This is a genomic window from Streptomyces sp. KM273126 (assembly GCF_004337435.2).
Lineage (GTDB): Bacteria > Actinomycetota > Actinomycetes > Streptomycetales > Streptomycetaceae > Streptomyces > Streptomyces acidicola.
The window spans coordinates 4,140,243-4,163,369 of sequence record NZ_SJXB02000001.1; the positions used below are offsets into that span (position 1 = coordinate 4,140,243).

At 70.0% G+C, this 23,127-nt stretch carries 18 protein-coding genes and 5 tRNA genes; 12 read left to right on the forward strand and 11 right to left on the reverse strand.

Annotated elements, in window-relative coordinates; translation table 11 throughout:
• Nucleotides 1-76 precede the first annotated feature (76 nt).
• Both E0500_RS17815 and E0500_RS17820 read right to left on the reverse strand, forming a co-directional pair.
• Nucleotides 77-1,441: a hypothetical protein gene (locus E0500_RS17815; protein WP_131558326.1), complete on the reverse strand. Its 1,365-nt coding sequence runs from the start codon at nt 1,439-1,441 to the stop codon at nt 77-79.
• 66 nt (nt 1,442-1,507) lie between these two features.
• On the reverse strand, nt 1,508-2,128 hold the full coding sequence (locus E0500_RS17820) for a YceI family protein (RefSeq protein WP_131558328.1): 621 nt from the start codon (nt 2,126-2,128) through the stop codon (nt 1,508-1,510).
• Between the two features lie 240 nt (nt 2,129-2,368).
• Here E0500_RS17820 and E0500_RS17825 point away from each other — a divergent pair, with 240 nt between their 5' ends.
• The 3 genes from E0500_RS17825 to E0500_RS17835 all read left to right on the forward strand — a co-directional run bounded on the left by E0500_RS17825 (nt 2,369) and on the right by E0500_RS17835 (nt 6,739).
• A complete protein-coding gene (locus tag E0500_RS17825; protein ID WP_131558329.1) occupies nt 2,369-4,744 on the forward strand; it encodes a polysaccharide lyase 8 family protein in 2,376 nt (791 codons plus the stop codon).
• Nucleotides 4,745-4,898: 154 nt separating this feature from the next.
• Nucleotides 4,899-6,482 (forward strand): acyl-CoA carboxylase subunit beta, encoded by a 1,584-nt coding sequence (locus E0500_RS17830; protein ID WP_131558331.1) that lies wholly within the window; start codon nt 4,899-4,901, stop codon nt 6,480-6,482.
• 68 nt (nt 6,483-6,550) lie between these two features.
• On the forward strand, nt 6,551-6,739 hold the full coding sequence (locus tag E0500_RS17835) for an acyl-CoA carboxylase subunit epsilon (RefSeq protein ID WP_131558333.1): 189 nt from the start codon (nt 6,551-6,553) through the stop codon (nt 6,737-6,739).
• A 190-nt stretch (nt 6,740-6,929) separates the two neighbouring features.
• Here the strand turns inward: E0500_RS17835 and E0500_RS17840 are convergent, their stop codons facing one another.
• From E0500_RS17840 to E0500_RS17875, 8 genes are all read right to left on the reverse strand, one after another.
• On the reverse strand, nt 6,930-7,511 hold the full coding sequence (locus E0500_RS17840) for an ATP/GTP-binding protein (RefSeq protein ID WP_006375305.1): 582 nt from the start codon (nt 7,509-7,511) through the stop codon (nt 6,930-6,932).
• Nucleotides 7,492-8,076, reverse strand: a complete 585-nt coding sequence (locus E0500_RS17845) for a DUF742 domain-containing protein (protein WP_131558335.1) — start codon at nt 8,074-8,076, stop codon at nt 7,492-7,494. The genes E0500_RS17840 and E0500_RS17845 overlap by 20 nt, the downstream gene beginning before the upstream one ends.
• A 97-nt stretch (nt 8,077-8,173) precedes the next feature.
• Nucleotides 8,174-8,587 (reverse strand): roadblock/LC7 domain-containing protein, encoded by a 414-nt coding sequence (locus E0500_RS17850; RefSeq protein WP_033321188.1) that lies wholly within the window; start codon nt 8,585-8,587, stop codon nt 8,174-8,176.
• 10 nt (nt 8,588-8,597) lie between these two features.
• Complete coding sequence (locus E0500_RS17855) at nt 8,598-11,747, reverse strand: nitrate- and nitrite sensing domain-containing protein (protein ID WP_181587039.1); 3,150 nt, start codon at nt 11,745-11,747, stop codon at nt 8,598-8,600.
• A gap of 386 nt (nt 11,748-12,133) precedes the next feature.
• Complete coding sequence (locus E0500_RS17860; RefSeq protein WP_131558337.1) at nt 12,134-12,709, reverse strand: ATP/GTP-binding protein; 576 nt, start codon at nt 12,707-12,709, stop codon at nt 12,134-12,136.
• Complete coding sequence (locus E0500_RS17865) at nt 12,690-13,088, reverse strand: DUF742 domain-containing protein (RefSeq protein ID WP_131558339.1); 399 nt, start codon at nt 13,086-13,088, stop codon at nt 12,690-12,692. Before E0500_RS17865 ends, E0500_RS17860 begins: the two co-directional genes overlap by 20 nt.
• Nucleotides 13,089-13,195: 107 nt before the next feature.
• A complete protein-coding gene (locus E0500_RS17870) occupies nt 13,196-13,609 on the reverse strand; it encodes a roadblock/LC7 domain-containing protein (protein WP_095936862.1) in 414 nt (137 codons plus the stop codon).
• Between the two features lie 9 nt (nt 13,610-13,618).
• Nucleotides 13,619-17,461 carry a nitrate- and nitrite sensing domain-containing protein gene (locus E0500_RS17875; RefSeq protein WP_131558341.1) on the reverse strand — a complete coding sequence of 1,281 codons (3,843 nt, stop codon included), beginning with the start codon at nt 17,459-17,461 and terminating at the stop codon, nt 13,619-13,621.
• A 599-nt stretch (nt 17,462-18,060) separates the two neighbouring features.
• On the opposite strand from E0500_RS17875, the gene E0500_RS17880 reads away from it, so the two are divergent.
• The 9 genes from E0500_RS17880 (at nt 18,061) to E0500_RS17920 (ending at nt 22,145) form a co-directional block, all read left to right on the forward strand.
• Nucleotides 18,061-18,246: a hypothetical protein gene (locus E0500_RS17880; RefSeq protein ID WP_131558343.1), complete on the forward strand. Its 186-nt coding sequence runs from the start codon at nt 18,061-18,063 to the stop codon at nt 18,244-18,246.
• A 264-nt stretch (nt 18,247-18,510) separates the two neighbouring features.
• Nucleotides 18,511-19,299 carry a fumarylacetoacetate hydrolase family protein gene (locus tag E0500_RS17885; protein ID WP_131558345.1) on the forward strand — a complete coding sequence of 263 codons (789 nt, stop codon included), beginning with the start codon at nt 18,511-18,513 and terminating at the stop codon, nt 19,297-19,299.
• Entirely contained in the window at nt 19,292-20,791 is a 1,500-nt protein-coding gene (gene gltX, locus E0500_RS17890; RefSeq protein WP_131558347.1) for a glutamate--tRNA ligase, read from the forward strand. The genes E0500_RS17885 and gltX overlap by 8 nt, the downstream gene beginning before the upstream one ends.
• A gap of 60 nt (nt 20,792-20,851) precedes the next feature.
• Nucleotides 20,852-21,583 (forward strand): HAD family hydrolase, encoded by a 732-nt coding sequence (locus E0500_RS17895; RefSeq protein ID WP_131558349.1) that lies wholly within the window; start codon nt 20,852-20,854, stop codon nt 21,581-21,583.
• 91 nt (nt 21,584-21,674) lie between these two features.
• Nucleotides 21,675-21,746 (forward strand) — tRNA-Gln (locus E0500_RS17900).
• 21 nt (nt 21,747-21,767) lie between these two features.
• A tRNA-Glu gene (locus E0500_RS17905) sits at nt 21,768-21,840 on the forward strand.
• A gap of 29 nt (nt 21,841-21,869) precedes the next feature.
• A tRNA-Glu gene (locus E0500_RS17910) sits at nt 21,870-21,942 on the forward strand.
• Between the two features lie 30 nt (nt 21,943-21,972).
• Nucleotides 21,973-22,044, forward strand: a tRNA-Gln gene (locus E0500_RS17915).
• Nucleotides 22,045-22,072: 28 nt separating this feature from the next.
• Nucleotides 22,073-22,145: transfer RNA gene (locus tag E0500_RS17920), tRNA-Glu, on the forward strand.
• Nucleotides 22,146-22,396: 251 nt separating this feature from the next.
• Here the strand turns inward: E0500_RS17920 and ndgR are convergent.
• Complete coding sequence (gene ndgR / locus E0500_RS17925; protein WP_007384919.1) at nt 22,397-23,113, reverse strand: IclR family transcriptional regulator NdgR; 717 nt, start codon at nt 23,111-23,113, stop codon at nt 22,397-22,399.
• Nucleotides 23,114-23,127: the final 14 nt, after the last annotated feature.

The window sequence follows — 23,127 nt, forward strand, 5'->3', positions numbered from 1 at the left end:
GAAGACTGAGCGCCCAGTCCCGGGGAGCCCGGTCGGCCCTGGGCCCTGTCGTCGGGCTGGAGTCCGACGACAGGGCCTAGAACCCTCCGCCGAAGTCCCCGCCGCCCCCGAAGTCGCCCCCTGAGAAGTCGCCGCCGCCGAAGCCGCCGGAGAAGTCGTCGCTGTCGAAGTCGGCGCCGGAGACGTCCCCGCCCTCGTAGCCGCCGGTGCCGAAGTCGCCGTAGCCCGCGCCGTACATCGCGGCGTAGGACGGGCCGGCCATCAGGTTGCCGAGCAGGGTGCCGATGAGCAGGCCCGGCAGGATGCCGCCGCCGAAGTAGCCGCCCGCCCAGGGGCCGTAGGCCGGGCCCGCGTCCCAGTACGGGCGGCGGCCCGACGCCGTGTCCACCTCGCGGACCATCGGGTCCCGGCCGTCGGCCAGCCGTGCCCGGTCGGCCGCGCAGACCGGGACTTCACGCGGGGCGCCACTGTCGGGGGTCCAGGTCGCGTCGGCCACCGACGGGCCGTGCCGCGGGTCGAAGAAGCAGGGCGCTCGGCGTTCGGGGAGCGGGCGGCCTTCACGGCGCGCGGCCAGCAGCGCGAGCGAGAACCGGCCGTCCTCCAGGGCCTGGGTGACCCCGCGCACCTCCTCGGGGCGCTGGGCCGCGGCCATCAGTGACTTCGCCTGCTCGTAGGCGTCCAGCGCCCGCTCGTAGTCCGCGCGCATGGCGTCGTCCGCGCCCGCCTCCGCCGGGTGGAAGTCGAGGCGGTCGAGTTCCTCACCGAAGGCGGTGATGTCCTCGTCGACCACGACACGCAGCTTCTCCAGCGCCGCACGCCGCTCCTCCTCCTGCCTGCGGCGGCCCAGGCGCACGAGCGCGTACGCGCCCGCGCCGCCCGCCACGAGGACCGCGCCGATGGCGGCCAGGGTGCCCGTGTCCACGCTCGGGCTGCCACCGCTCGCGCTCCAGGAGGAGGGTGCCGAACCGCCGATGTGGCTGCGCAACGCGTCGTCGACGAAGTCGTTGAGCTGGGCCTTGGCGTCGCCCGCGCCGCGGACCGAGGTGACGAGGTTGCTCACCGCCTGGTGGCTCAGCACGCTGCTGTCGGCCCGCGCGTCGAAGCGGTCACCGAGGCGGATGCCGTACAGACCGGTGATGCCCGTCTCCGTGCGGAGGTTCGCGAAGAGGTTCCGGGTGGGGTAGCCCTCCGGCAGGACCGCCACGAAGATCGGCTTGTCGGCGCCCCTGATCTTGTTGGCGAGCGCTTGGGCGTCCGACCCGGACAACTGGCCGGTGGCCGCCGGATCGACGTAGACAGGGCCCTTGCGCAGGGCGTTGGCGACCTCGGACACGTCGGTGGCCGCGTGCGCGTCGGACACCCCGACCGAGAGCACTGCCAACGCCGCGACGAGCGGTGCCATCAGCAGGCGCAGAAGACTGCGGGCGACTGCAGCGTTCATAGTGTCGAAGCTACCGCGCACGCAGTTGAGCCGCGCCCCAGCGCACACCCCCGCCTACGACATGGTTCAGCCCGCGTTCCTGATCGCGGAGATGTCGAAGACCAGCTTGATCTTGTCGGAGACGAGGACGCCGCCGGTCTCGAGGGCCGCGTTCCAGGTGAGTCCCCACTCGGAGCGGAGGATCTCGGCCTTGCCCTCGAAGCCGACGCGCTCGTTGCCGAACGGGTCCTTGGCGGAGCCGTTGAACTCCAGGTCGATCGTCAGGCGCTTGGTCGTGCCGAGGACGGTGAGGTCACCGGTGATGCGGTAGTCGTCGCCGCCGAGGGCCTCCGCCTTGGTGGAGCGGAACTCCATCGTCGGGAACTCCTCGGTCTTGAAGAAGTCCGCGCTCTTGAGGTGACCGTCGCGGTCGGCCGAGCCCGTGTCGATGCTGTCCATCGTGACGTCGATCGAGGCGGTGGACCGCGCCGGGTCCGTGCCGTCCAGGTGCAGCGACCCCGAGAAGTCGAGGAAGCCGCCCTTGACGTTGGTGACCATGGCGTGGCGGGCCACGAAGCCGATGGTCGAGTGGGCCGGGTCGATCGTGTACTCGCCGGTCAGCGCCGCGAGGTCGGGGTTCACGGCCGCGGCGGGCGCGGTGGCGGTGGTGGTCTCGGTGGTGTCGCTCTTGCGGCCGAAGATGCCCATGACGTGCTCCTTGGAAGGCGGGTCGCGGTTTCGCCGGGAAGCCGCGGTCAAGGTTGTTGAACGTTTGACGACCTCAACAGGACCCACCGTAGACCTATTCCGGTTCAGCTTTCAACTTCTTGCGCGTCATATATTTCTGGCTCGCGGCGGTTTTTCTGGCGCGCGCCGATCGGCTGACGCACGGTTCCAGCGTGACGGAAACGGTTCCAAGGTGACGGAAGAGGTGGTACAGGGCAAAGAATGACTCTCAACCGCCGCACCCTCCTGCTCGCGGCCGCCCTGACGGCGACCGCCGCCGGAGCGCCCCTCGGGCACGCCGCCCCCGTGCCGAACACCGCCGACGACGAGTACGACACCCTCCGGCACCGCTGGCTCGACATCGCCCTGGGCACCGGCTACGACCCGGCCGCCGAGCCCTACGCGAGCCGTCTGAGAGAGACCGGCGAACTCGCCCGCGCCTTTCAGGCCGCGATGGCGCCCGCGGCCACCTCCCTCTGGCCGGGCCATCCCTTCGACCCGCCCTCCGGCATCACCGGGAGCTACGGCCGCCTGTGGACCATGACGCAGGCGTACTTACAGGAGGGCAGCGGCCTCACCGGCGACGAGGGGCTGCTGGCGGACGTCCGGCGCGGACTCGACCACCTCTCCACGACGGTCTACAACCCGTCCACCACCCCGTACGGCAACTGGTGGGAGTGGCAGATCGGCAGCCCCCGCCTCCTGACGGACATCGTGGCCGCCCTCCACGACCACCTGTCCGACGAGCGGCGGGCCGCCGCCTGCGCGGCCGTCGACCACTTCATCCCGGACTCCGTGCTCCGCGACTACTCGGGCACCTCCACCGGTGCCAACCGTGTCGACCTCTGCCGCTCCGTCGCCCTCCGGGGCGTCCTCGGCCGCGCCCCCGAGAAGATCGCGCTGGCGCGGGACGCACTCTCCCCGGTCTTCCCGTACGTCACGAAAGGGGACGGGCTGTACGCGGACGGCTCGTTCGTGCAGCACACCTGGGTGGCGTACTCGGGAACGTACGGGCAGGTGCTGCTCGACGGCCTCGGGCGGCTCTTCGCACTGCTCGCCGGGTCGAGCTGGGAGGTGACCGACCCGAACAAACAGATCATCCTGGACAGCGTAGAGCGCGCCTACGCGCCCCTCATCCACGACGGCCTGGTCATGGACAGCGTCAACGGCCGTGCCATCAGCCGCGGCCACCTCAAGGGCGACGACCGGCACGTGATGCGCAGCGACCACTTCCACGGGCAGGCGCTCATCGCCGCGATGGCCCTGCTCGCGGAGGGCGCCAGTGCCTCCGAGCGCGAACGCTGGTACGGGCGTATCAAGGGCTGGATCGAACGGGACACGGTGACGCCGATCCTCACGGCCCGCCAGTTCGAGGTCGCCGACCTGGCCCGGCTGCACACGGTCGCGAGGTCCGCCGTGCCGGCCGTGACCGACCCCGTCGGCCACCGCCTCTTCGCCGCCATGGACCGCGCCGTCCACCGTCGCCCCGGCTTCGTGGCGAACATCGCCATGGCCTCCGAACGGATCGCGCACTACGAGTGCGGCAACGGCGAGAACCCGCGCGGCTGGCACACGGGCGCCGGAATGACGTTCTGGTGGCCCTCGGGACCGGGGCATAAATCCCACCGGTCCAACGGCTCCGATCAGCCCGATCAGTTGGATCAGTACACCGACTGGTTCTGGCCCACCGTCGACTGGTACCGCCTGCCCGGCATCACGGTCTCCACCAAGCGCCTCGCCGACAAGGAGGGCGGAGAGTGGGGTGAGCCCAGGCCCGCCGCACGGTGGGTCGGCGGGACCACGGACGGCACGTACGCGGCGATCGGCCAGCACCTCAGGGGCCTGGGCTCCACGCTCCAGGCCCGCAAGTCGTGGTTCTGTGTCGCGGACGCCGTCATCTGCCTCGGCGCCGGCATCACCTGCGCCGACGGGGTGCCCGTCGAGACCGTGGTCGACAACCGGAACCTGGGGGAGGACGGCGATCCGGAGTTCCTCGTCCGGCGGGGCTGGGCCCACCTGGAAGGCCATGGTGGATGGGTGTTCCCGGACGGGGGCGAGCTGCGCACCCTCCGGGAGGAGCGCACGGGTTCCTGGTCCGACATCAACACCACCAGTACGAGTGAGCGGCGTACCCGGCGCTGGCAGACCCTCTGGCTGGACCACGGCACGGACCCGGCGGACGCGAGGTACCTGTACGTCCTGATGCCGGGCGCCTCCCGCCACCAGGTCGCCGCCCGCGCCGCGGACCGCCACTGGTTGTCCGTCCTCGCCAACGACGCCCGCCGCCAGGCGGTCCACGTCGGCTCCCTGGGCCTGACGGCGGCGAACTTCTGGGCTCCGGGCGCCGCGGGCTCCCTCGCGGCCACCGCACCCGCGAGTGTGCTGGTCCACCGCCGGGGCGGTACCGCTACCCTCTGCGTGAGCGAACCGCCGCGCACGGGCGAGGCCCTGGAGATCACCTGGGACCGCCCCGTACGACGCGTCGTCCACGCGGACCCGTCGGTCGAGACGCTGGAGGCGGGCGGCGGCCGTCTGCGCCTCCGTGTCACTCCGGGGGCGGTATGCGCGACCCATCGTTGTGAGGTGGTTCTCGGCTGACCACTTTGTGTGACCCCCACAACGCGGAGGCCCTCTGAGCAGTCGGATCGGCTGTACAAGGCGTTGGTTCTGTTCAGGGGTACCAGGAAAACGGGCCGGAGACTGTACGGAGTCGACGGCCCGCTTTTCTTGCTGCACTTCGTAAGGTCACTACATGACCGTTTTGGATGATGCGCCGAGCGAGCCGACCGACGCGCGCGGGCGGGTGGCCGAACTGCACGAGATCCGGGCGCAGGCGCTGGCCGGGCCCAGCGAGAAGGCGACCGCGGCGCAGCACGCCAAGGGCAAGCTGACCGCGCGGGAGCGCATCGAGCTCTTGCTCGACCCGGGCACGTTCAACGAGGTCGAGCAGTTGCGCCGGCACCGGGCGACCGGGTTCGGCCTGGAGGCCAAGAAGCCCTACACGGACGGCGTCATCACCGGCTGGGGCACGGTGGAAGGCCGCACGGTCTTCGTGTACGCCCACGACTTCCGTATCTTCGGCGGCGCGCTGGGCGAGGCCCACGCCACGAAGATCCACAAGATCATGGACATGGCCATCGCGGCCGGGGCGCCGCTGGTGTCCCTCAACGACGGCGCGGGCGCCCGTATCCAGGAGGGCGTCAGCGCCCTCGCCGGGTACGGCGGCATCTTCCAGCGCAACACCAAGGCGAGCGGTGTCATCCCGCAGATCTCCGTGATGCTGGGCCCGTGCGCGGGCGGTGCGGCGTACTCCCCGGCGCTCACGGACTTCGTCTTCATGGTCCGTGACACCTCGCAGATGTTCATCACAGGGCCGGACGTGGTCAAGGCGGTCACGGGTGAGGAGATCACCCAGAACGGCCTCGGTGGCGCGGACGTCCACGCCGAGACCTCCGGCGTCTGCCACTTCGCCTACGACGACGAGGAGACGTGCATCCACGAGGTGCGCTACCTGCTGTCGTTGCTCCCGCAGAACAACCGGGAGAACCCGCCGCGCGTGGAGTGCACGGACCCGGCGGACCGGCGCTCCGACGTCCTGCTCGACCTGGTCCCGGCGGACGGCAACCGCCCGTACGACATGGCCAAGGTCATCGAGGAACTCGTCGACGACGGGGACTACCTGGAGGTCCACGAGCGCTGGGCCCGCAACATCATCTGCGCCCTGGCCCGCCTGGACGGTCAGGTGGTGGGCATCGTGGCCAACCAGCCGCAGTCGCTGGCCGGGGTCCTGGACATCGAGGCGTCGGAAAAAGCTGCACGCTTTGTCCAGATGTGCGACGCTTTCAATATCCCGATCATCACGTTCCTGGACGTGCCTGGGTTCCTCCCGGGCGTCGACCAGGAGCACGGCGGAATCATCCGCCACGGCGCGAAGCTGCTGTACGCCTACTGCAACGCGACCGTGCCGAGGATCTCGCTCATCCTGCGCAAGGCCTACGGAGGTGCGTACATCGTCATGGACAGCCAGTCCATCGGTGCGGACCTCACCTACGCGTGGCCGACCAACGAGATCGCGGTGATGGGCGCGGAAGGCGCGGCCAACGTCATCTTCCGTCGGCAGATCGCCGAGGCCGAGGACCCCGAGGCGATGCGGGCGCGCATGGTCAAGGAGTACAAGTCCGAGCTGATGCACCCGTACTACGCGGCGGAGCGCGGCCTCGTGGACGATGTCATCGACCCCGCTCAGACGCGCGAGATCCTCATCCGCTCCCTGGCCATGCTGCACACCAAGCACGCCGACCTGCCCTCCCGCAAGCACGGCAACCCGCCGCAGTAGTCCTGCCGGTAACCCAGCGGATCCTTCGCGGTACTCCCGCGGAAACCTCATCCACGGAGACTGAACCCATGAACCTGCCTGACATCCGCGTCGAGAAGGGCCACGCCGAGCCCGAGGAAGTCGCTGCGATCACGGCCGTCCTGCTGGCCCGCGCCGCCGCGCAGCCCCCGGCGCCCGTGCACCGTGGGCGCCTCAAGGCGGGCTGGCGCCGCCTTGAGCGCGAGGGGGGCTTCCGGGCGCCCCACAGCTGGCGCTGACCGTTACGAAAGGGCCCCCTCCGACGGGAGGGGGCCCTTTCGTATGTCTTTGCAGAGCGCCGTGGGGGTGTGGGGCGTTTGCAGGCTGCGGATTGTCGGCGGTTGCTCGCGCAGTTCCCCGCGCCCCTGAAGAACAAATGGGCGCCCTCCGAGACGGAGGGCGCCCATTTGCTCGCGTATCAGCGGAGCGCTACCGCAGGCGGGCCATCAGCGCGTGCTCGACCAGGGTGATCAGCGCCGACTTCGCATCGGCCCGGTGGCGGGCGTCCGTCGTGATGATCGGCGTGTCCGGACCGATCTGGAGAGCTTCCCGGACCTCGTCCGGGTTGTACGGCTGCGAGCCGTCGAAGCCGTTCAGGGCGATGACGAAGGGGAGTCCGCTGTTCTCGAAGTAGTCGACCGCGGGGAAGCAGTCGGCGAGACGGCGGGTGTCGACCAGCACGATCGCGCCGATCGCGCCGCGGACCAGGTCGTCCCACATGAACCAGAAGCGGTCCTGGCCCGGGGTGCCGAAGAGGTACAGGATCAGGTCCTGGTCGAGCGTGATGCGTCCGAAGTCCATGGCGACCGTCGTGGTCGTCTTGTCCCCGGTGTGGGTGAGGTCGTCGATGCCTGCTGAAGCAGACGTCATGACGGCCTCGGTGCGCAGCGGATTGATCTCCGAGACGGCGCCCACGAACGTGGTCTTGCCCACGCCGAAGCCGCCCGCCACCACGATCTTCGCGGAGGTGGTGGAGCGGGAAGGCCCTCCGCTAGAGCTTGCGAAGTCCACTGAGCACCCTTTCGAGCAATGTCACGTCTGGCTGGCCACCGGCGTTCTCGTCGCCGCCGGGCTGATGGATCGCGACCAGGCCCGCTTCCGCCAAGTCGGCGACGAGGATCCTGGCCACGCCGAGAGGGATGGTCAGCAGCGCGGAGATTTCGGCTACCGACTTGATCTCTCGGCAGAGGTTGCAGATGCGCTGATGCTCGGGCAGTTGGCCCTGCATCTGGTGCGGCTGCGCGGTGGTGTGCACCAGCGCCTCGATGGCGAGCTGGTAGCGGGGCCTGGTGCGGCCGCCCGTCATGGCGTACGGGCGCACCAGAGGGTTCGACGCCGCTGCGGGCGTCGGCTCAGGGGTGCGGCGTTGGGGCTGCACGGGCTGGATGGGCGGCGCCGGCGGCTGGTCGTACGGCGACGGGCCCGGACCCTGGGGGCCGGGAGGCGCGTACGGCTGGCGGCGCTGCTGGCTCGGTGTGGAGGGGAAGTTGTACCGGTTCTGCTCACCCTGGCCGTGGCCCTGGCCGAAGCCGTAGGACCAGTTGCCCGAGGACGAACCGCCTGGGGGTGTTGCCACTTTCTCTCCTCCTCCGACTGTGCCGGGCATCCGACGTTGTGGAAGCCGCGTCCCGAAACCTTACGGCCCCGGGACGCCAAAACGCACCGAGTGTCTGCTAGTTGAGCAGGCTCCCTTGGAGCTCCGCTCGCAGATCGGGTGTCAGGACCGTACCGGCACGGTCGACCAGAAGCGCCATCTCGTACCCAACGAGGCCGATGTCCGCTTCCGGATGTGCAAGGACTGCGAGGGACGAACCGTCGGAGATGGACATGATGAAGAGGAACCCTCGCTCCATCTCCACAACCGTCTGGTTGACGCTGCCACCCTCGAAGATGCGGGAGGCGCCCGCGGTCAGCGAGGTCAGTCCGGACGCGACGGCCGCGAGCTGGTCGGCGCGGTCGCGCGGAAAACCTTCGGACATCGCCAGAAGGAGTCCGTCGGCGGAGACCACCACCGTGTGGGACACCCCCGGGGTGTTGTCCACGAAGTTGGTGATCAACCAGTTCAGGTTCTGTGCCGCCTGGCTCATCGGGCTCACACTAACGCTCCTGGTTGTAGGTGCTGTCAGGACCGAAGCCCTGGCCGTTCGTTTCACTGCCTGCCTTGCGTCCCCGCTGGACACCGCGGCGCAGGTTGCTCAGCCTGCCCCGTATGTCCTCGGGAGCGCGGGAGACCTGTGGGCCTCCCTGTGGGGTCGATTCGGCGGCCCCCTCGACCAGGTTGGCCTTGGGCACCCGTAGCGGCAGGCCGGAGGAGGTCACCCCGCCCGCCCTGGGCTTCCGGAGCTGCGATGCCTGCTGCCACCGCTCGTCGTTCGCGGACCGCCAGTCGCCGGGCGGCTCCGTTGCCGCCGGCGGTTCCTGTGCCACGTGCTGGGGGATGCCTGTGCCGTTCGCGGGGGATCCGCGGCGGGGCAGCCCGGCGTCGGTCAGCTCGTGGACGGCGGAGGGGGCCGGTCCCGGACGGTCGAAGCCTACGCGGTCCGGCTCCTTCGCGTCATCGGCCTGCGTGGATTCCGGTTCCGGAGCGTACTCGGACGCGTACGGGCTCTGGTAGTTGCCCTGCTGCGGCCAGTCATCCTGATAGGAGGGCGCGTCGAAGGACGGGAACGCCTCCGGAGCGGGGGCGTGCGCCGCCTGCTGCTGCTCCTGGACCGGCTCCGGATAACTCGGCTGGGGGTAGCCGTCGTTCGACGTGAAGGCTTCCCCTCCCTGCGGTACACCACCGAACGGCGAGGGGTACTTCTTCTCGTACGACGCCTGCTGCGGCTGCTCGTACGCGGTCTGCTGGTCGTAACCGGTCGGCTGGTCGAGGAACGCGGTCCGCCCGTCGCCGTACCGGGGCGGCTCGATGGCCTCCGAACGGTCCTGGCCGTGGGTCTGGGCCTCCAGGGCCGCACGGCGCTCCTCACGCATCAGGGAGCGGCCGACGGGGTCCAGGTCGCGCAGGTCGTCCGGGACATCGAGGTAGCGGCTGTCGTCGAAGCCGAGCTCGGCCGCGGTGCGCATCGACTCGGGGGACGGGGACTGGAGAGACTGCTCCGGAACGATCTGCGAGACGGTGAATTCCTCGCGCGACTGCTGCTGCTCGCCACCGCCACCGTGGGTGATGACGTCCGGGAGCATGACCAGGGAGGTCGTACCGGCCTGCTCGCCCGAGGGGCGCAGCTGGACGCGGATGCCGTGCCGGTCGGAGAGGCGGCCGACCACGAACAGGCCCATGCGCTGGGAGATCGCGGCGTCCACGGTCGGCGGGTTGGCCAGCTTGTGGTTGATGTCCGCGAAGTCCTCGGCGGTGAGGCCGATGCCCTTGTCGTGGATCTCGATCATGACGCGGCCGTCGGGGAGACGGGTCGCGGTGACGCGGACCTTGGTCTGCGGGGAGGAGAACGTCGTGGCGTTCTCCAGGAGCTCGGCCAGCAGGTGCACGAGGTCGGTGACCGCGCGGCCGTGGATCTCGGCCTCCGGGACGCCCGACAGCTCGATGCGCTCGTACTGCTCCACCTCGGAGGTGGCGGCGCGCAGGACGTCGACCATCGGGACCGGCTGGTCCCAGCGGCGGCCGGGCTCCTCGCCGGCGAGGACGAGGAGGTTCTCGCCGTTGCGGCGCATACGGGTCGCCAGGTGGTCCAGCTTGAAGAGGTTCTCCAGCTGGTCCGGGTCGGCCTCGTTGTTCTCCAGGTCGGTGATCAGGGTCAGCTGGCCCTCGATCAGCGACTGGTTGCGGCGCGAGAGGTTGGTGAAGATCGCGTTGATGTTGCCACGGAGCATGGCCTGCTCGGAGGCGAGCCGGATGGCCTCGCGGTGGACCTGGTCGAAGGCGCGGGCCACCTCGCCGATCTCGTCCGTGGAGGTGATCGGGATGGGCACGACCCGGGTGTTGACGCGGCCCGGTTCGGCGCGCGAGAGCTGGTCGACCAGCATCGGCAGACGCTGCTCGGCGACCCCGAAGGCGGCGTTGCGCAGCTGGCGCATCGAGCGGCTCATCTGGCGGGCCATGAGCGAGGCGAGGATGAACGCGGCGAGCAGGGCGAGGATGACGACGGCGCCGTTGATGTAGGCGTTGCGCTGGGCGTTCGAGGCGATCTGGCCCGCGTCGTCCACGGCGCGGTTGATCATCTCGGTCTCCACCTCGCTGTAGCCCTCGAACTTGAGGGTGGAGGCGGCCATCCAGGTGGAGGGGGTGACGCCCTGCTGCGCGAGCTGGGCGGGTGTCCGGCCGCTGCCGATCGCCTGGATCATCTCGGTCATCGTGGGCGGGGCGACCACGGTCTTGCCCTCGGCCTGGGCCTGCTGCGCGGCCTCGGCCAGCTGCTTCTTGCCCTCCTCGGTCTTCTGCGCCATGACCTGCTTGAGGCGGTTGGCGTCCTGTTCGGTGCCGCCGGAGACGTACTCCTGGACGGCGATGTTCTCCAGGTACGCGTACGAGGTGAAGGCGGTGAGCTGCTGCCGGAGGACCGTCTCGTCGGTGCTGGGCTTGACCAGCAGGTGCGTGCCGATGGAGCGCTGCAGCGAGGCGGCGCTCTTGGAGAGCGCGAGGGCGTAGACCGTGCGGCCGTAGGCCGTGATGTTCCCGGTGCCGAGGCCGAGTTCGTTCGAGAACTCCATCAGCAGGCGCAGGACCTCGACGTAGCCCTCTTCGGTCTTCGTCGGGTCCATCGACCGCGTGTAGGCCGCCTGCCGGAGCTGCTCCAGCCCCGGCTCCGCCTCCTCGACCAGCCGGAGGCGGCGCTCCAGACCCTGCTTGGCGGGCATTCCGACGACTTCCTTGTGGAAGGCGTCGGCCTTCTCGTCGGTGAAGTCACGGGCCTGCTGGACGGTCTCGTTGTTCCGGTCGCCCGACAGCAGCGGCTGCGCGGAGATGTCACGTTCGTTGATGATCGCCGTGGCGTAGTCCTCGGCGGCCACCACGATCTTCGCGACCTTCTCGGCGTCCTTCGCCTGCTGCCACGTGTCGATCGAGCCCTTCACCTGGAAGCCGCCCATGACCAGGCCGACCACCACGGGTATGAGCAGGATCGCGTTCAGACGCGTGGGCACCCGCCAGTTGCGCGGGGAGAGCCGGCTGCCGCTCGGCGGCGGGGGGACCGTCGGCTCCGGTCCGGACGCTTGTGCAGGTGTCGCCCCGCGCGGCGGCGGGGTGAAGTTGCCCCGTGCCGACGGCTCGGGACTGCGCTTGCTTCGCCTCACTCGACCAACAACCTCTCGGCGCCGGCACCTAAGTCGTGCCGCGGGTGACTCCAACGCCCTGGTACGTCTTTGACTATTGGGCAGTTCAGGCATTCCAGCACGTCAGCCTGCACACTTCCAAACACCCGGAAGCGACGATTCCGCGTGATGTAAGTCCTAGATAAAACGGTCATAACGAGCGAGCCACGGCAAAAAGCGGGCCGATGGTGGACGCAGCGACACCGGTCGACCGCGACGCGTGGCCGTACCACCTTATTTCTCTGTCGAAACGTTATGAACACCGAAGCCGACCGTGTCAAACGACACAGTCGGCGCCGGTGTATCTACGACAACTACCGTATAGAGCTGTCGACTTGAGTGCGCTTGGGGTACCGGTTGGTGCGCTTCTACCGCAACCGGGCCATGAGCGCGTGCTCCACGAGCGTGATCAGCGCCGACTTCGCGTCCGCGCGATGCCGGGCGTCCGTCGTGATGATCGGCGCGTCCGGTCCGATCTGCAGCGCCTCGCGGACCTCCTCGGGCGTGTACGGCTGGTGCCCGTCGAAGCCGTTGAGCGCGATGACGAAGGGCAGTCCGCTGTTCTCGAAGTAGTCGACCGCGGGGAAGCAGTCGGCGAGACGGCGGGTGTCGACCAGGACGACGGCACCGATCGCGCCGCGGACCAGGTCGTCCCACATGAACCAGAAGCGGTCCTGGCCGGGCGTACCGAAGAGGTACAGGATCAGGTCCTGGTCCAGGGTGATGCGTCCGAAGTCCATGGCCACCGTGGTGGTGGTCTTGTCCCCGGTGTGGGTGAGGTCGTCGATGCCCGCGCTCGCGGACGTCATCACGGCCTCGGTACGCAGCGGGTTGATCTCCGACACGGCGCCCACGAACGTGGTCTTGCCCACGCCGAAGCCGCCCGCCACCACGATCTTCGCGGAGGTGGTCGCCCGGCCCGCGTCAGAGCTTGCGAAGTCCACTGAGCACCCTTTCGAGCAGTGTCACGTCCGGTGCGCCGCCGGCGTTCTCGTCGCCGCCGGGCTGGTGGATCGCGACGAGTCCGGCCTCGGCGAGGTCCGCGACAAGGATCCGTGCCACACCGAGCGGCATGGACAGCAGGGCCGACACCTCTGCCACGGACTTGACCTCACGGCAGAGGTGGCAGATCCGCTGGTGCTCGGGGAGCAGCCCCATGAGCGCTGCCGGGTCGGCCGTGGTGCTGATCAGCGCCTCGATGGCGAGCTGGTAGCGCGGCCGCGTCCGGCCGCCGGTCATCGCGTACGGCCGTACCAGCGGCTGGTCGCCCTCGTCCCCGTACGACGCTGCGTACGGATCAGATGAGGCGGTGGGCGGGGTCATGGATCCTCCGGGCGGGACAGCAAGTCGGTCAGTCGAGCCGTCTGAGGGGGCCGGTGGGGGGACTGATGGCGGCCGGACGGTTTGTGGTTGTGCAGCGGGGGTGGGGTCTAGTGGAGCAGGCTGCCCTGCAGTTCGGCGCGCAGGTCGGGCGTGAGCACCGCGCCCGCGCGGTCGACGAGCAGCGCCATCTCGTAGCCGACGAGGCCGATGTCGCACTCCGGGTGGGAGAGGACCGCCAGCGACGACCCGTCCGAGATGGACATCAGGAAGAGGAAGCCGCGCTCCATTTCCACCACCGTCTGGGCCACGGTCCCGCCCTCGAAGATCCGGGAGGCCCCGGCCGTGAGCGAGGTGAGACCCGAGGCGACGGCCGCGAGCTGGTCGGCTCGGTCACGGGGGAAGCCTTCGGACATCGCCAGAAGGAGTCCGTCGGCGGACACGACGACGGTGTGGGACACCCCGGGGGTGTTGTCCACGAAGTTGGTGATCAACCAGTTGAGGTTCTGTGCCGCCTGGCTCATCTGGCTCAACTAACGCTCCTGCTGGTGAGTGGGGCTCGGGAAGCTGCCGGTCTGGCCGGTACCGGCCTGGCGACCCTGGGCGATGCCCCGACGGAGATTGGTCAGCCGGCCGCGTACGTCATTGGGCGCACGCGAGATCTGCGGACCGCTTTGTTGCTGTTGCTGCTGCTGAGCCGTGCCCGGCACGAGGTTCGCGCGCGGGACCCGGCGCGGCAGGCCGGAGGTGGTGACTCCGCCTGCCGACGGCTGACGGACGCGCTCGGCCTGACGGACCAGCTCGTCGTTGGGGGTGGCGCGCCAGCTGGAGCCGCCGTTGCCGGCCGGACCGCCGGAACCGCCGTTGCCCGTCGGGCCGGCCGGCGCCCGGCCGGCCGCGGAGGACTGCGACGGCATGGAGCCGTTGCCCGGACCGTTGCCGCTGCCGTTGCCCGGCCGGGAAGGCGGACCGCCGTGGAACCAGTTGGTCTCCAGCGTGTCGTACAGCGGTGTACGGCCGTCTCCGGGGCTCGGCGCGGGCGGCAGGTCCCACCCGTCGCCCGACCCCCGCCCCTCATCGGGCCGCTGCGCGGCGCCCCTGTTGTCCGGCTCCTGCGGAGGCGCCGGCGGACGCTGCGGCATGGCGGACCGGGGCGCGCCGAAGTCGGCGCCGCCGCCCGCCTGGGGACGTTCGAACTGGCCCGTGGACGAGAGGTCCTGGCGGTCCCCGTAGCCGGGAGCGTCGAACTGGCCCGTGCCGGCGTCGTCGTAGCCGGGCGCTGTGAACTGGCCCGTGTCCTGCGGGTTCCCACGGCCCGGCGCCGGGTAGCGGTCCCCGGCCGCGGACGGGGCGGGGCCGCCGAACACGTCGGAGCGGACGAACTGCCCCGTACCGTTCTGCGGCAGGTCGGGCCGCGGCGCGTCGAAGTCGGGACGCTGGAACTCGGAGGTGACGGCGGGACTCTGATGGTCGTCGATCCGGGGGAACTCCTCGGTCGCCCCCGGGCCCTGACGGTCGTCGTAGCGCGGCTCCTCGTGGCCGCGCGGCGCGTCCAGCGAGGCGCGCGGCACCGGCGGCTGCGCGTTCTCGTCGCTCCAGCTCGGAGTGCGCGGCTGCGGGTTGCCACCGGGCAGCTCGGCACGCGGACCACCGCGCCCGGGGAGCTGCGGCCGGCGCCTGCCGGACCGTTCCTTGGGCTGCTGCTGCGGCGGTACGGCACCGGAGCCGCGCTCCGCCGAGGGGTCGCCCTCGCCGAAGCCCCCCTGACGCGACGCGCTGAAGCTGTTGTCGCCGACTGAGCCGCCCGGAGGACGCAGGCCCGAGCCGCCGCCGGCGAAGCCGCCCTGGCGCCCGGAGGCGTCTTCGAAGAAGTTCTGCGGCGCACCGGTCCCGGCGGCCTGCAGGCCCTGCGGGGCACCCGGCGCCGCCTGACCGCCGAAGAACCCACCGGCACCCGCGCCGGCCGGCGCCGGGGGAGCACCCTGCGGACCGCGCGGTCCACCGGGCCCGCCCGGACGGCTGTCCTGGTCACTGCCGGGCAGCGCGGCCCGCGGACCCTGTCCGGCGCCCACCTGCCCGCGCTGCGGAACGGCACCGAGCCGGCCACCGGGAGCGCCCGCGCCCGGCTGGTTGCCCCGGCGTGCGGCGGCCGCACCGGCCGACGCCTGCGCGGCGGCGGGACCACCGGAGGGGATGCCCGGCTGGCCCGGCTTGCCCGGAGTGGGCTTCTTGCCGCCCTGGGCGACGTCGACGGGCAGCATGACCAGCGCGGTCGTACCGCCGGAGTCGGACGGCCGCAGCTGGATGCGGATGCCGTGGCGCTGCGAGAGGCGGCCGACCACGAACAGACCCATGCGGCGGGAGACGGACACGTCCACGGTGGGCGGCGAGGCGAGCCGCTCGTTGATGGACGCGAGGTCCTCGGGGGACAGACCGATACCGGTGTCGTGGATCTCGATCAGCACACGGCCGTCGGGCAGCGCGTGACCGGTGACCTTGACCTTGGTCTGCGGCGAGGAGAACGAGGTGGCGTTCTCCAGCAGCTCGGCGAGCAGGTGCACGAGGTCGTTGACGACCCGGCCGGCGACCTCGGTGGAGGGCACGGCCGACAGCTCGATGCGCTCGTACTGCTCCACCTCGGACGCGGCGGCGCGGAGCACGTCGACCAGCGGGACCGGGCGGGTCCAGCGGCGGCCGGGCTCTTCACCGGCGAGAACGAGGAGGTTCTCACCGTTACGGCGCATGCGGGTGGCGAGGTGGTCGAGCTTGAACAGCGAGGACAGCTGGTCCGGGTCGGCCTCGCGGGACTCCAGCTCGGAGATCAGCGACAGCTGGCGCTGGATCAGACCCTGGGAGCGGCGCGAGAGGTTGGTGAACATCGCGTTGACGTTGCCCCGCAGGAGGGCCTGCTCGGCGGCGAGGCGGACCGCCTCGCGGTGCACGTCGTCGAAGGCCGCGGCCACCTGGCCGATCTCGTCCTTGGAGCGCAGGCCGACCGTCTCCACGGACGTGTCGACGTCCTGCGGGTCGGACTCGGACAGCTGCTTGACCAGCTCGGGCAGCCGGTCCTGGGCCACCTTGGTCGCGGTGTCCTGCAGCCGGCGCAGCGAGCGGATCATGGAGCGGGCCACGACGAAGGCGCCGACGAGGGAGATACCGAGGACGAGCAGGATCAGCGCACCGGAGATGATCGCCTCGCGCTCGGACTCGCTCCGCAGCTGGCGGGCGGTCTGCTCCATCTCCTCCAGGAGCGAGCCCTCGATCTTCTTCATCTGCTCGATCTTGACCGAGTCGTCGTCGACCCAGTCCCGGTACGAGCGCTTGTCCAGCGAGCGCAGACCGTTCCGGTTGTCGAGCACGCGCTTGGCGTAGTCGTCGACCGCCTTGATGGTCGGGCTGCCGTCGCTGATCGGCCTCATCAACTCCTCGGCGCGGTCCCGGCCGTAGATGTTGCCGAAGCTGTCGGTCTCGGAGCCCTCACTGGTCAGCGCCGAGAGCCCGTACTGCCGGTCGCTCTCGGAGAGCTCGCCGAAGTTCTTGTTGTCCGCCGGCAGCGCCGCCGCGATGACCGCGCGCTGTACGGAGGCGTACTCCTTGGCCGTGGAGAACGCGGCGAGGGCGCGGGTGCGCGAGATCATCTCCTGGTTGCTGGTGGCCTCCGCCATGTCCTGCGAGAGGTTGAGCAGCTGGGAGATGAGCCGGTGGTACGCCTCGACGGTCAGTGTGGCGTTCTCGCCGTCCTGGTAGGCGTCCCGGCGGATGTTGGTGAGCTGGCCCAGTTCGGTCGCGATGCCCACGAGGCTGTCGCGGACGCCGGTGAGCTGACCGGCCGAGCTGGCGTCGTCGATCTCCTGGGTGGCCCGCAGGAACTGCCGCTGGGCCGTGTCCGTCTTGTCGCGGACACCCTTGATCGTGGGGTCGGTGGCGGCGCCGCCCGCCGAGAGCGGGCCGGCCGAGAGGTCGCGCTCCTGCTGGAGGGCGGCGGCGAGCTCGGTCGCCTGCTTCGTCATGTCGGTCAGCAGCCGCATGTTGTCGAGCTGCTGGATGTCGTCCACGTTGTCGCTGATGCGGAGCGCGCCGAGCGAGGTGGCGGCGACCACGGGGAGCGCGAGCAGCGAGACGAGGCGGGTCGAGATGCGCCAGTTGCGCAGTGCTATTCGCGAACCGGGGCTGCTCGGGCTGCTCTTCGGCCTGGGCGGGGGAGGCGGAGGCGCGGACGCACCGGGGCGCCCGGAGCGCTCACCGCTGTTGCCGATCTCCGCCGGGCCCGGGTTCTGGGCGTGCTGGGGCGCGGAGCTGCCTTTCATGGGGCCAGTCCCGCCGTGCGGCTCCGGCTCCGCCGAAGCGCTGCCATCCCTCTTGAAACGTCCCTGCACTAGCGTCGCAACCTCTGGACCAGGCGCCTCTCCGGGTGAACGGCGAGACGGTGTCGGCGTCTGGGGCCGCCTTGAAGGCACACCCCTATTGGTCTTGAAGTGACCGGCGCTGGCTCCCCCTTCCCGCCGCCACTTGGCGCTGCGTTGCGCCCCCTGTGCGCCGGGTCTCCTCCGCGGCGGTCCGTGGAATTCCAGCACAGTGCAGGATCTCCAACAAGGCCAATGGGTGACCCTGTGTTCAACGTGACGCCGGGTGAGGGAAAGGTCACCAGGAGTACAAGCGGAGCGCGTATATAAGGGACAAACGAGAGCGAGGTGCAGGGCAGCGCGGCGTGTCCCAGTCGCGATGATCAGGAGCGGAATGAGTGCTTCAGTTGAGCGATGTCCGTTTCGTCGGGGCGAAGCAAGGGTCCTGATTGCCCGAAACGTCCATTGGTGAGTGAGGAAACTCACACGGTGATCATGCCGTCTTCACGAGTTACCCCGGGAATTGCATGTTTAGCCTGACGCTTTACAGGGATGGCGAATCCGACAACCCGCGCTTCTGGGACGGCTCTTGAGGCCGTCCGGCGCCCACAACCGCGAGGTCACGTACACCAGTGAAGACGACGATGATGTTCCAAGCCATAGCCAACCCGCGACGCACCACCCTGGCGCATCTCGCCGACGCCGACGAACTTCAGACGCTGCAGCAGGAGCACTCCGTCGATCTCCCCGCCCAGACCGCCAACCCCCGGCGGACCATCCTCGACGAGGTCCCGGTCCAGGCCGCCGTCGCCGGATAGCGCGCGCCGGTCACCGACCGCTCGAAGCGGGCGAGTCCGGACACGTACGAAGTTCGCCGGTCGCGTCCCATCATTCGGCGATCAGGCGGACGAGCGCAAATGTGAAGGACTGTGAAGCCCTGTGAAGGGCGCCCGGAACGTCCCCGAGACGTCCCGGGCGCCCTTCGTCATGAGCGGGGCGTAATGGGCGGGGTGACGGCCCTCCGCCGCGTTAGCCTGGATCGTCAGACTCCAGCCGGCTCAAGTGAGGGGCGCAGGGATCCCGTGCGCATTGCCAGATTCTCCATCGACGGGAACGTCGCGTTCGGCGCGGTCGAGGGCGACAAGCCGGACGAGCTCGTCCTCGACATCATCAAGGGCATCCCGTTCACGGAATTCGAGCTCTCCGGTACGAAGGTCCCGCTGAGCAAGGTCAGGCTGCTGCCGCCCGTGCTGCCCAACAAGGTCGTCGCCTTCGGCCGCAACTACGCCGAGCACGCCAAGGAGCTGGGCAACGAGGTGCCCGACGCCCCGTTCGCCTTCTTCAAGCCGTCCACCGCGGTGACGGGCCCCGGCGACGAGATCCAGTACCCGCCGTTCTCCAGCGAGCTGCACCACGAGGCCGAACTGGCCGTGGTCATCGGCCGCATGTGCCGCGAGGTCCCGCGCGAGCGCGTCCAGGACGTGATCTTCGGTTACACCTGCGCCAACGACGTCACCGCCCGCGACGTCCAGAAGCGCGAGAAGCAGTGGGCCAGGGCCAAGGGCTTCGACACCTCCTGCCCGCTCGGCCCGTGGGTGGAGACCGATCTCGACCTCACCGCGATCACCGACGGCCTCACCATCCAGTGCACGGTCAACGGCGGTCAGCGTCAGCTGGGCCGCACCAGCGAGATGATCCACCCCATCGAGGACCTGATCGTCAACATCACCGAGGCCATGACGCTGCTCCCCGGCGACGTGATCCTCACGGGCACCCCGGCAGGGGTCGGCCCCCTGAGTGTCGGCGACGAGGTCGCCGTCACCATCGAAGGCATCGGCACTCTCACCAACAAGGTAGTCAAGCGTGGCTAGCGCACCCGTCCGCGTACGTTTCTGTCCGTCGCCCACCGGCAACCCCCACGTGGGGCTGGTCCGCACGGCCCTGTTCAACTGGGCATACGCCCGCCACACCGGCGGAACCTTCGTGTTCCGCATCGAGGACACCGACGCGGCCCGCGACTCCGAGGAGTCCTACGAGCAGCTCCTGGACTCGATGCGCTGGCTGGGCTTCGACTGGGACGAGGGCCCCGCCGCGTTCGACAGCGCCTCCGGCGCGGACGGCGGCCCCCACGCCCCGTACCGCCAGTCGCAGCGGATGGACCTCTACAAGGACATCGCCCAGAAGCTCCTGGACGGCGGCCACGCCTACCGCTGCTACTGCACCACCACCGAGCTGGAGGAGCGCCGCGAGGCCGCCCGCGCCGCCGGGAAGCCCTCCGGCTACGACGGCCACTGCCGCGAGCTGACCGCCGAGCAGGTCGAGACGTACGAGGCGCAGGACCGCGAGCCCATCGTCCGCTTCCGCATGCCCGACGAGACGATCACCTTCACGGACCTCGTCCGCGGCGAGCTGACGTTCACCCCGGAGAACGTGCCGGACTACGGCATCGTCCGCGCGAACGGCGCCCCCCTCTACACGCTGGTGAACCCGGTCGACGACGCCCTGATGGAGATCACCCACGTCCTGCGCGGCGAGGACCTGCTCTCCTCGACCCCCCGCCAGATCGCCCTCTACAAGGCACTGATCGAACTCGGCATCGCCAAGCAGATCCCGTCCTTCGGCCACCTGCCGTACGTCATGGGCGAGGGCAACAAGAAGCTCTCCAAGCGTGACCCGCAGTCGTCGCTGAACCTCTACCGCGAGCGCGGCTTCCTCCCCGAGGGCCTGCTCAACTACCTGTCCCTGCTGGGCTGGTCGCTGTCGGCGGACCGGGACGTCTTCACCATCGACGAGATGGTGGCGGCCTTCGACGTGGCGGACGTGAACCCCAACCCCGCCCGTTTCGACCTGAAGAAGTGCGAGGCGATCAACGCCGACCACATCCGCATGCTCGACGTGAAGGAGTTCGCCGAGCGCTGCGCCCCCTGGCTGAAGGCCCCGTTCGCCCCCTGGGCGCCCGAGAACTTCGACGAGGCCAAGTGGCAGGCGATCGCCCCGCACGCGCAGAGCCGTCTGAAGGTCCTCTCGGAGATCACCGACAACGTCGACTTCCTGTTCCTCCCGGAGCCGGTCCTCGACGAGGCGAGCTGGACGAAGGCCATGAAGGAGGGCTCGGACGCGCTGCTCCGCACGGCCCGCGAGAAGCTCCAGGCTGCCGACTGGACCTCGCCCGACTCCCTCAAGGAGGCCGTCCTGGCGGCCGGCGAGGCCCACGGATTGAAGCTCGGCAAGGCCCAGGCCCCGGTCCGCGTGGCCGTCACCGGCCGCACCGTCGGCCTGCCCCTCTTCGAGTCCCTGGAGATCCTCGGCGAGGAAAAGACCCTGGCGCGCATCGACGCGGCACTGGCGAGGCTGGCCGCGTAACACGCACCACCACCGTCAACTGAAGGACACGTCCCACACGACGGGGTTACCGTCGGAGTCATGCTGATCAAAGCCGTGGTGTGGGACGTGGACGACACCCTCTTCGACTACACCACGGCCGACCGTGCCGGAATGCGCGCCCACCTGGGCGCCGAGGGCCTGCTGGACGGCTACGTCTCCGTCGAGCAGGCCCTGCTGCGCTGGCGGGAGCTCACGGACCAGCAGTGGGCGCGGTTCTCCGCGGGCGAGACCGACTGGGAGGCCACGCGGCGCGACCGCGTACGGGCCTTCCTCGACGCGCCGCTCAGTGACGCGGAGGCCGACGCCTGGTTCGAGCGCTACATCACCCACTACGAGGGGGCCTGGGCGCTCTTCCCCGATGTCCTGCCCGTCCTCGACGCCCTCGCCGACAGTCACCGACACGCCGTGCTGTCGAATTCCACCATCCGGGTCCAGGACCGCAAGCTGCGCGTCCTCGGCGTCCGGGACCGCTTCGAGACGGTGCTGTGCGCCGCCGAGCTCGGCGTCCACAAGCCCGCGGCCGAGGCCTTCCACGCCGCCTGCACCGCTCTGGCCCTGCCGCCGCACGAGGTGGCGTACGTCGGCGACCACCCGGAGATCGACGGCCTGGGCGCCGCCGACGCCGGTCTGCTGTCGGTCTGGATCGACCGCGAGGGCCCGCACGCCGGCGGCGACGTCCCCGTCGGCCCCCACCGGATCGCCTCGCTCGCCGAACTGCCCGCGCTCCTCGGCTCCGATACTCGTTTTGGAGCGCCGTCCACCTTCGGGTAATGTTCTTCCTGCGCCGCCGAGGAGCGGGCCGGAAGGCCGGAAACCGGAAGCGCAAACTAGAACAAGATCCCCTCAGGGGCTTGCGTTCCAGTGGCCTATGGTGTAATTGGCAGCACGACTGATTCTGGTTCAGTTAGTCTTGGTTCGAGTCCAGGTAGGCCAGCTCGCAGAGCTCATCTGCAAAGCCCCCGTTGTGTAGCGGCCTAGCACGCTGCCCTCTCAAGGCAGTAGCGCCGGTTCGAATCCGGTCGGGGGTACTGATCCTGATCACATCAGGATCGCCAGGGCCCCCGTTGTGTAGCGGCCTAGCACGCCGCCCTCTCAAGGCGGTAGCGCCGGTTCGAATCCGGTCGGGGGTACTGACTAGCGCTGACTGGTCTAAACCATATTGGTCTATGGTGTAATTGGCAGCACGACTGATTCTGGTTCAGTTAGTCTTGGTTCGAGTCCAGGTAGACCAGCTCGGATCTGCGGAAACGCAGCATCCACGCCCCCGTTGTGTAGCGGCCTAGCACGCCGCCCTCTCAAGGCGGTAGCGCCGGTTCGAATCCGGTCGGGGGTACGCGGTCCGGTGGCCCTTCACTTCGGTGGAGGGCCACCGGCGTTTCTGTGATGTGCCCGTCGCGGTGCCTCAACTCCACGTCTCCCTCCCGGCCGTCGTCGCGTTCGCCTGGCGGTCCGGGGCCAACAGCCCTTCGCGCACGTAGGACTTGATCGTCGGGGAGCTGTCCCCGGAGAGGGCCTGCCGCGGCGTTGAGGCCGGCCCACTTCCGGGTGACGTACGGGGAGAGGTGGCTGACGTGCGAGATGGAGTCAGCCGGTGCGGCGGAGGGCCTCGGAGAGGCGGGCGGCGGCGTCGATGACCGCCTGCGCGTGCATACGGCCCGGGTGGCGCGTCAGACGCTCGATGGGGCCGGAGACCGAGACGGCCGCCACCACGCGGTTCGAGGGACCGCGCACGGGCGCGGAGACGGAGGCGACGCCCGGCTCGCGCTCGCCGATCGACTGAGCCCAGCCCCGGCGCCGTACGCCCGACAGGGCCGTCGCCGTGAAGCGGGCGCCCTGCAGACCGCGGTGCAGACGCTCCGGCTCCTCCCAGGCCATCAGGATCTGGGCCGAGGAGCCCGCCTTCATCGTGAGCGTCGATCCGACCGGGACCGTGTCCCGAAGTCCGGACAGCCGCTCCGCCGCGGCGACACAGATGCGCATGTCGCCCTGGCGGCGGTAGAGCTGCGCGCTCTCGCCCGTGATGTCACGGAGGTGGGTGAGCACCGGGCCCGCCGTGGCGAGCAGGCGGTCCTCGCCGGCGGCCGCGGCCAGCTCGGCCAGGCGCGGGCCGAGGATGAAACGGCCCTGCATGTCACGTGCCACCATGCGGTGGTGTTCCAGCGCCACGGCCAGCCGGTGGGCCGTGGGTCGTGCCAGTCCGGTCGCCGCGACCAGGCCCGCGAGGGTGGCCGGACCGGACTCCAGAGCGCTCAGGACAAGGGCTGCCTTGTCCAGTACGCCGACGCCGCTACTGTTGTCCATGCAACGATACTCGC

Bases quoted from the DNA above. Each gene is read 5' to 3' on its own strand.
- E0500_RS17815 (WP_131558326.1), bottom strand. From the start codon at position 1,441: ATGAACGCTGCAGTCGCCCGCAGTCTTCTGCGCCTGCTGATGGCACCG.
- E0500_RS17820 (WP_131558328.1), bottom strand. From the start codon at position 2,128: ATGGGCATCTTCGGCCGCAAGAGCGACACCACCGAGACCACCACCGCC.
- E0500_RS17825 (WP_131558329.1), top strand. From the start codon at position 2,369: ATGACTCTCAACCGCCGCACCCTCCTGCTCGCGGCCGCCCTGACGGCG.
- E0500_RS17830 (WP_131558331.1), top strand. From the start codon at position 4,899: ATGACCGTTTTGGATGATGCGCCGAGCGAGCCGACCGACGCGCGCGGG.
- E0500_RS17835 (WP_131558333.1), top strand. From the start codon at position 6,551: ATGAACCTGCCTGACATCCGCGTCGAGAAGGGCCACGCCGAGCCCGAG.
- E0500_RS17850 (WP_033321188.1), bottom strand. From the start codon at position 8,587: ATGAGCCAGGCGGCACAGAACCTGAACTGGTTGATCACCAACTTCGTG.
- E0500_RS17865 (WP_131558339.1), bottom strand. From the start codon at position 13,088: ATGACCCCGCCCACCGCCTCATCTGATCCGTACGCAGCGTCGTACGGG.
- E0500_RS17870 (WP_095936862.1), bottom strand. From the start codon at position 13,609: ATGAGCCAGGCGGCACAGAACCTCAACTGGTTGATCACCAACTTCGTG.
- E0500_RS17895 (WP_131558349.1), top strand. From the start codon at position 20,852: ATGCTGATCAAAGCCGTGGTGTGGGACGTGGACGACACCCTCTTCGAC.
- ndgR (WP_007384919.1), bottom strand. From the start codon at position 23,113: ATGGACAACAGTAGCGGCGTCGGCGTACTGGACAAGGCAGCCCTTGTC.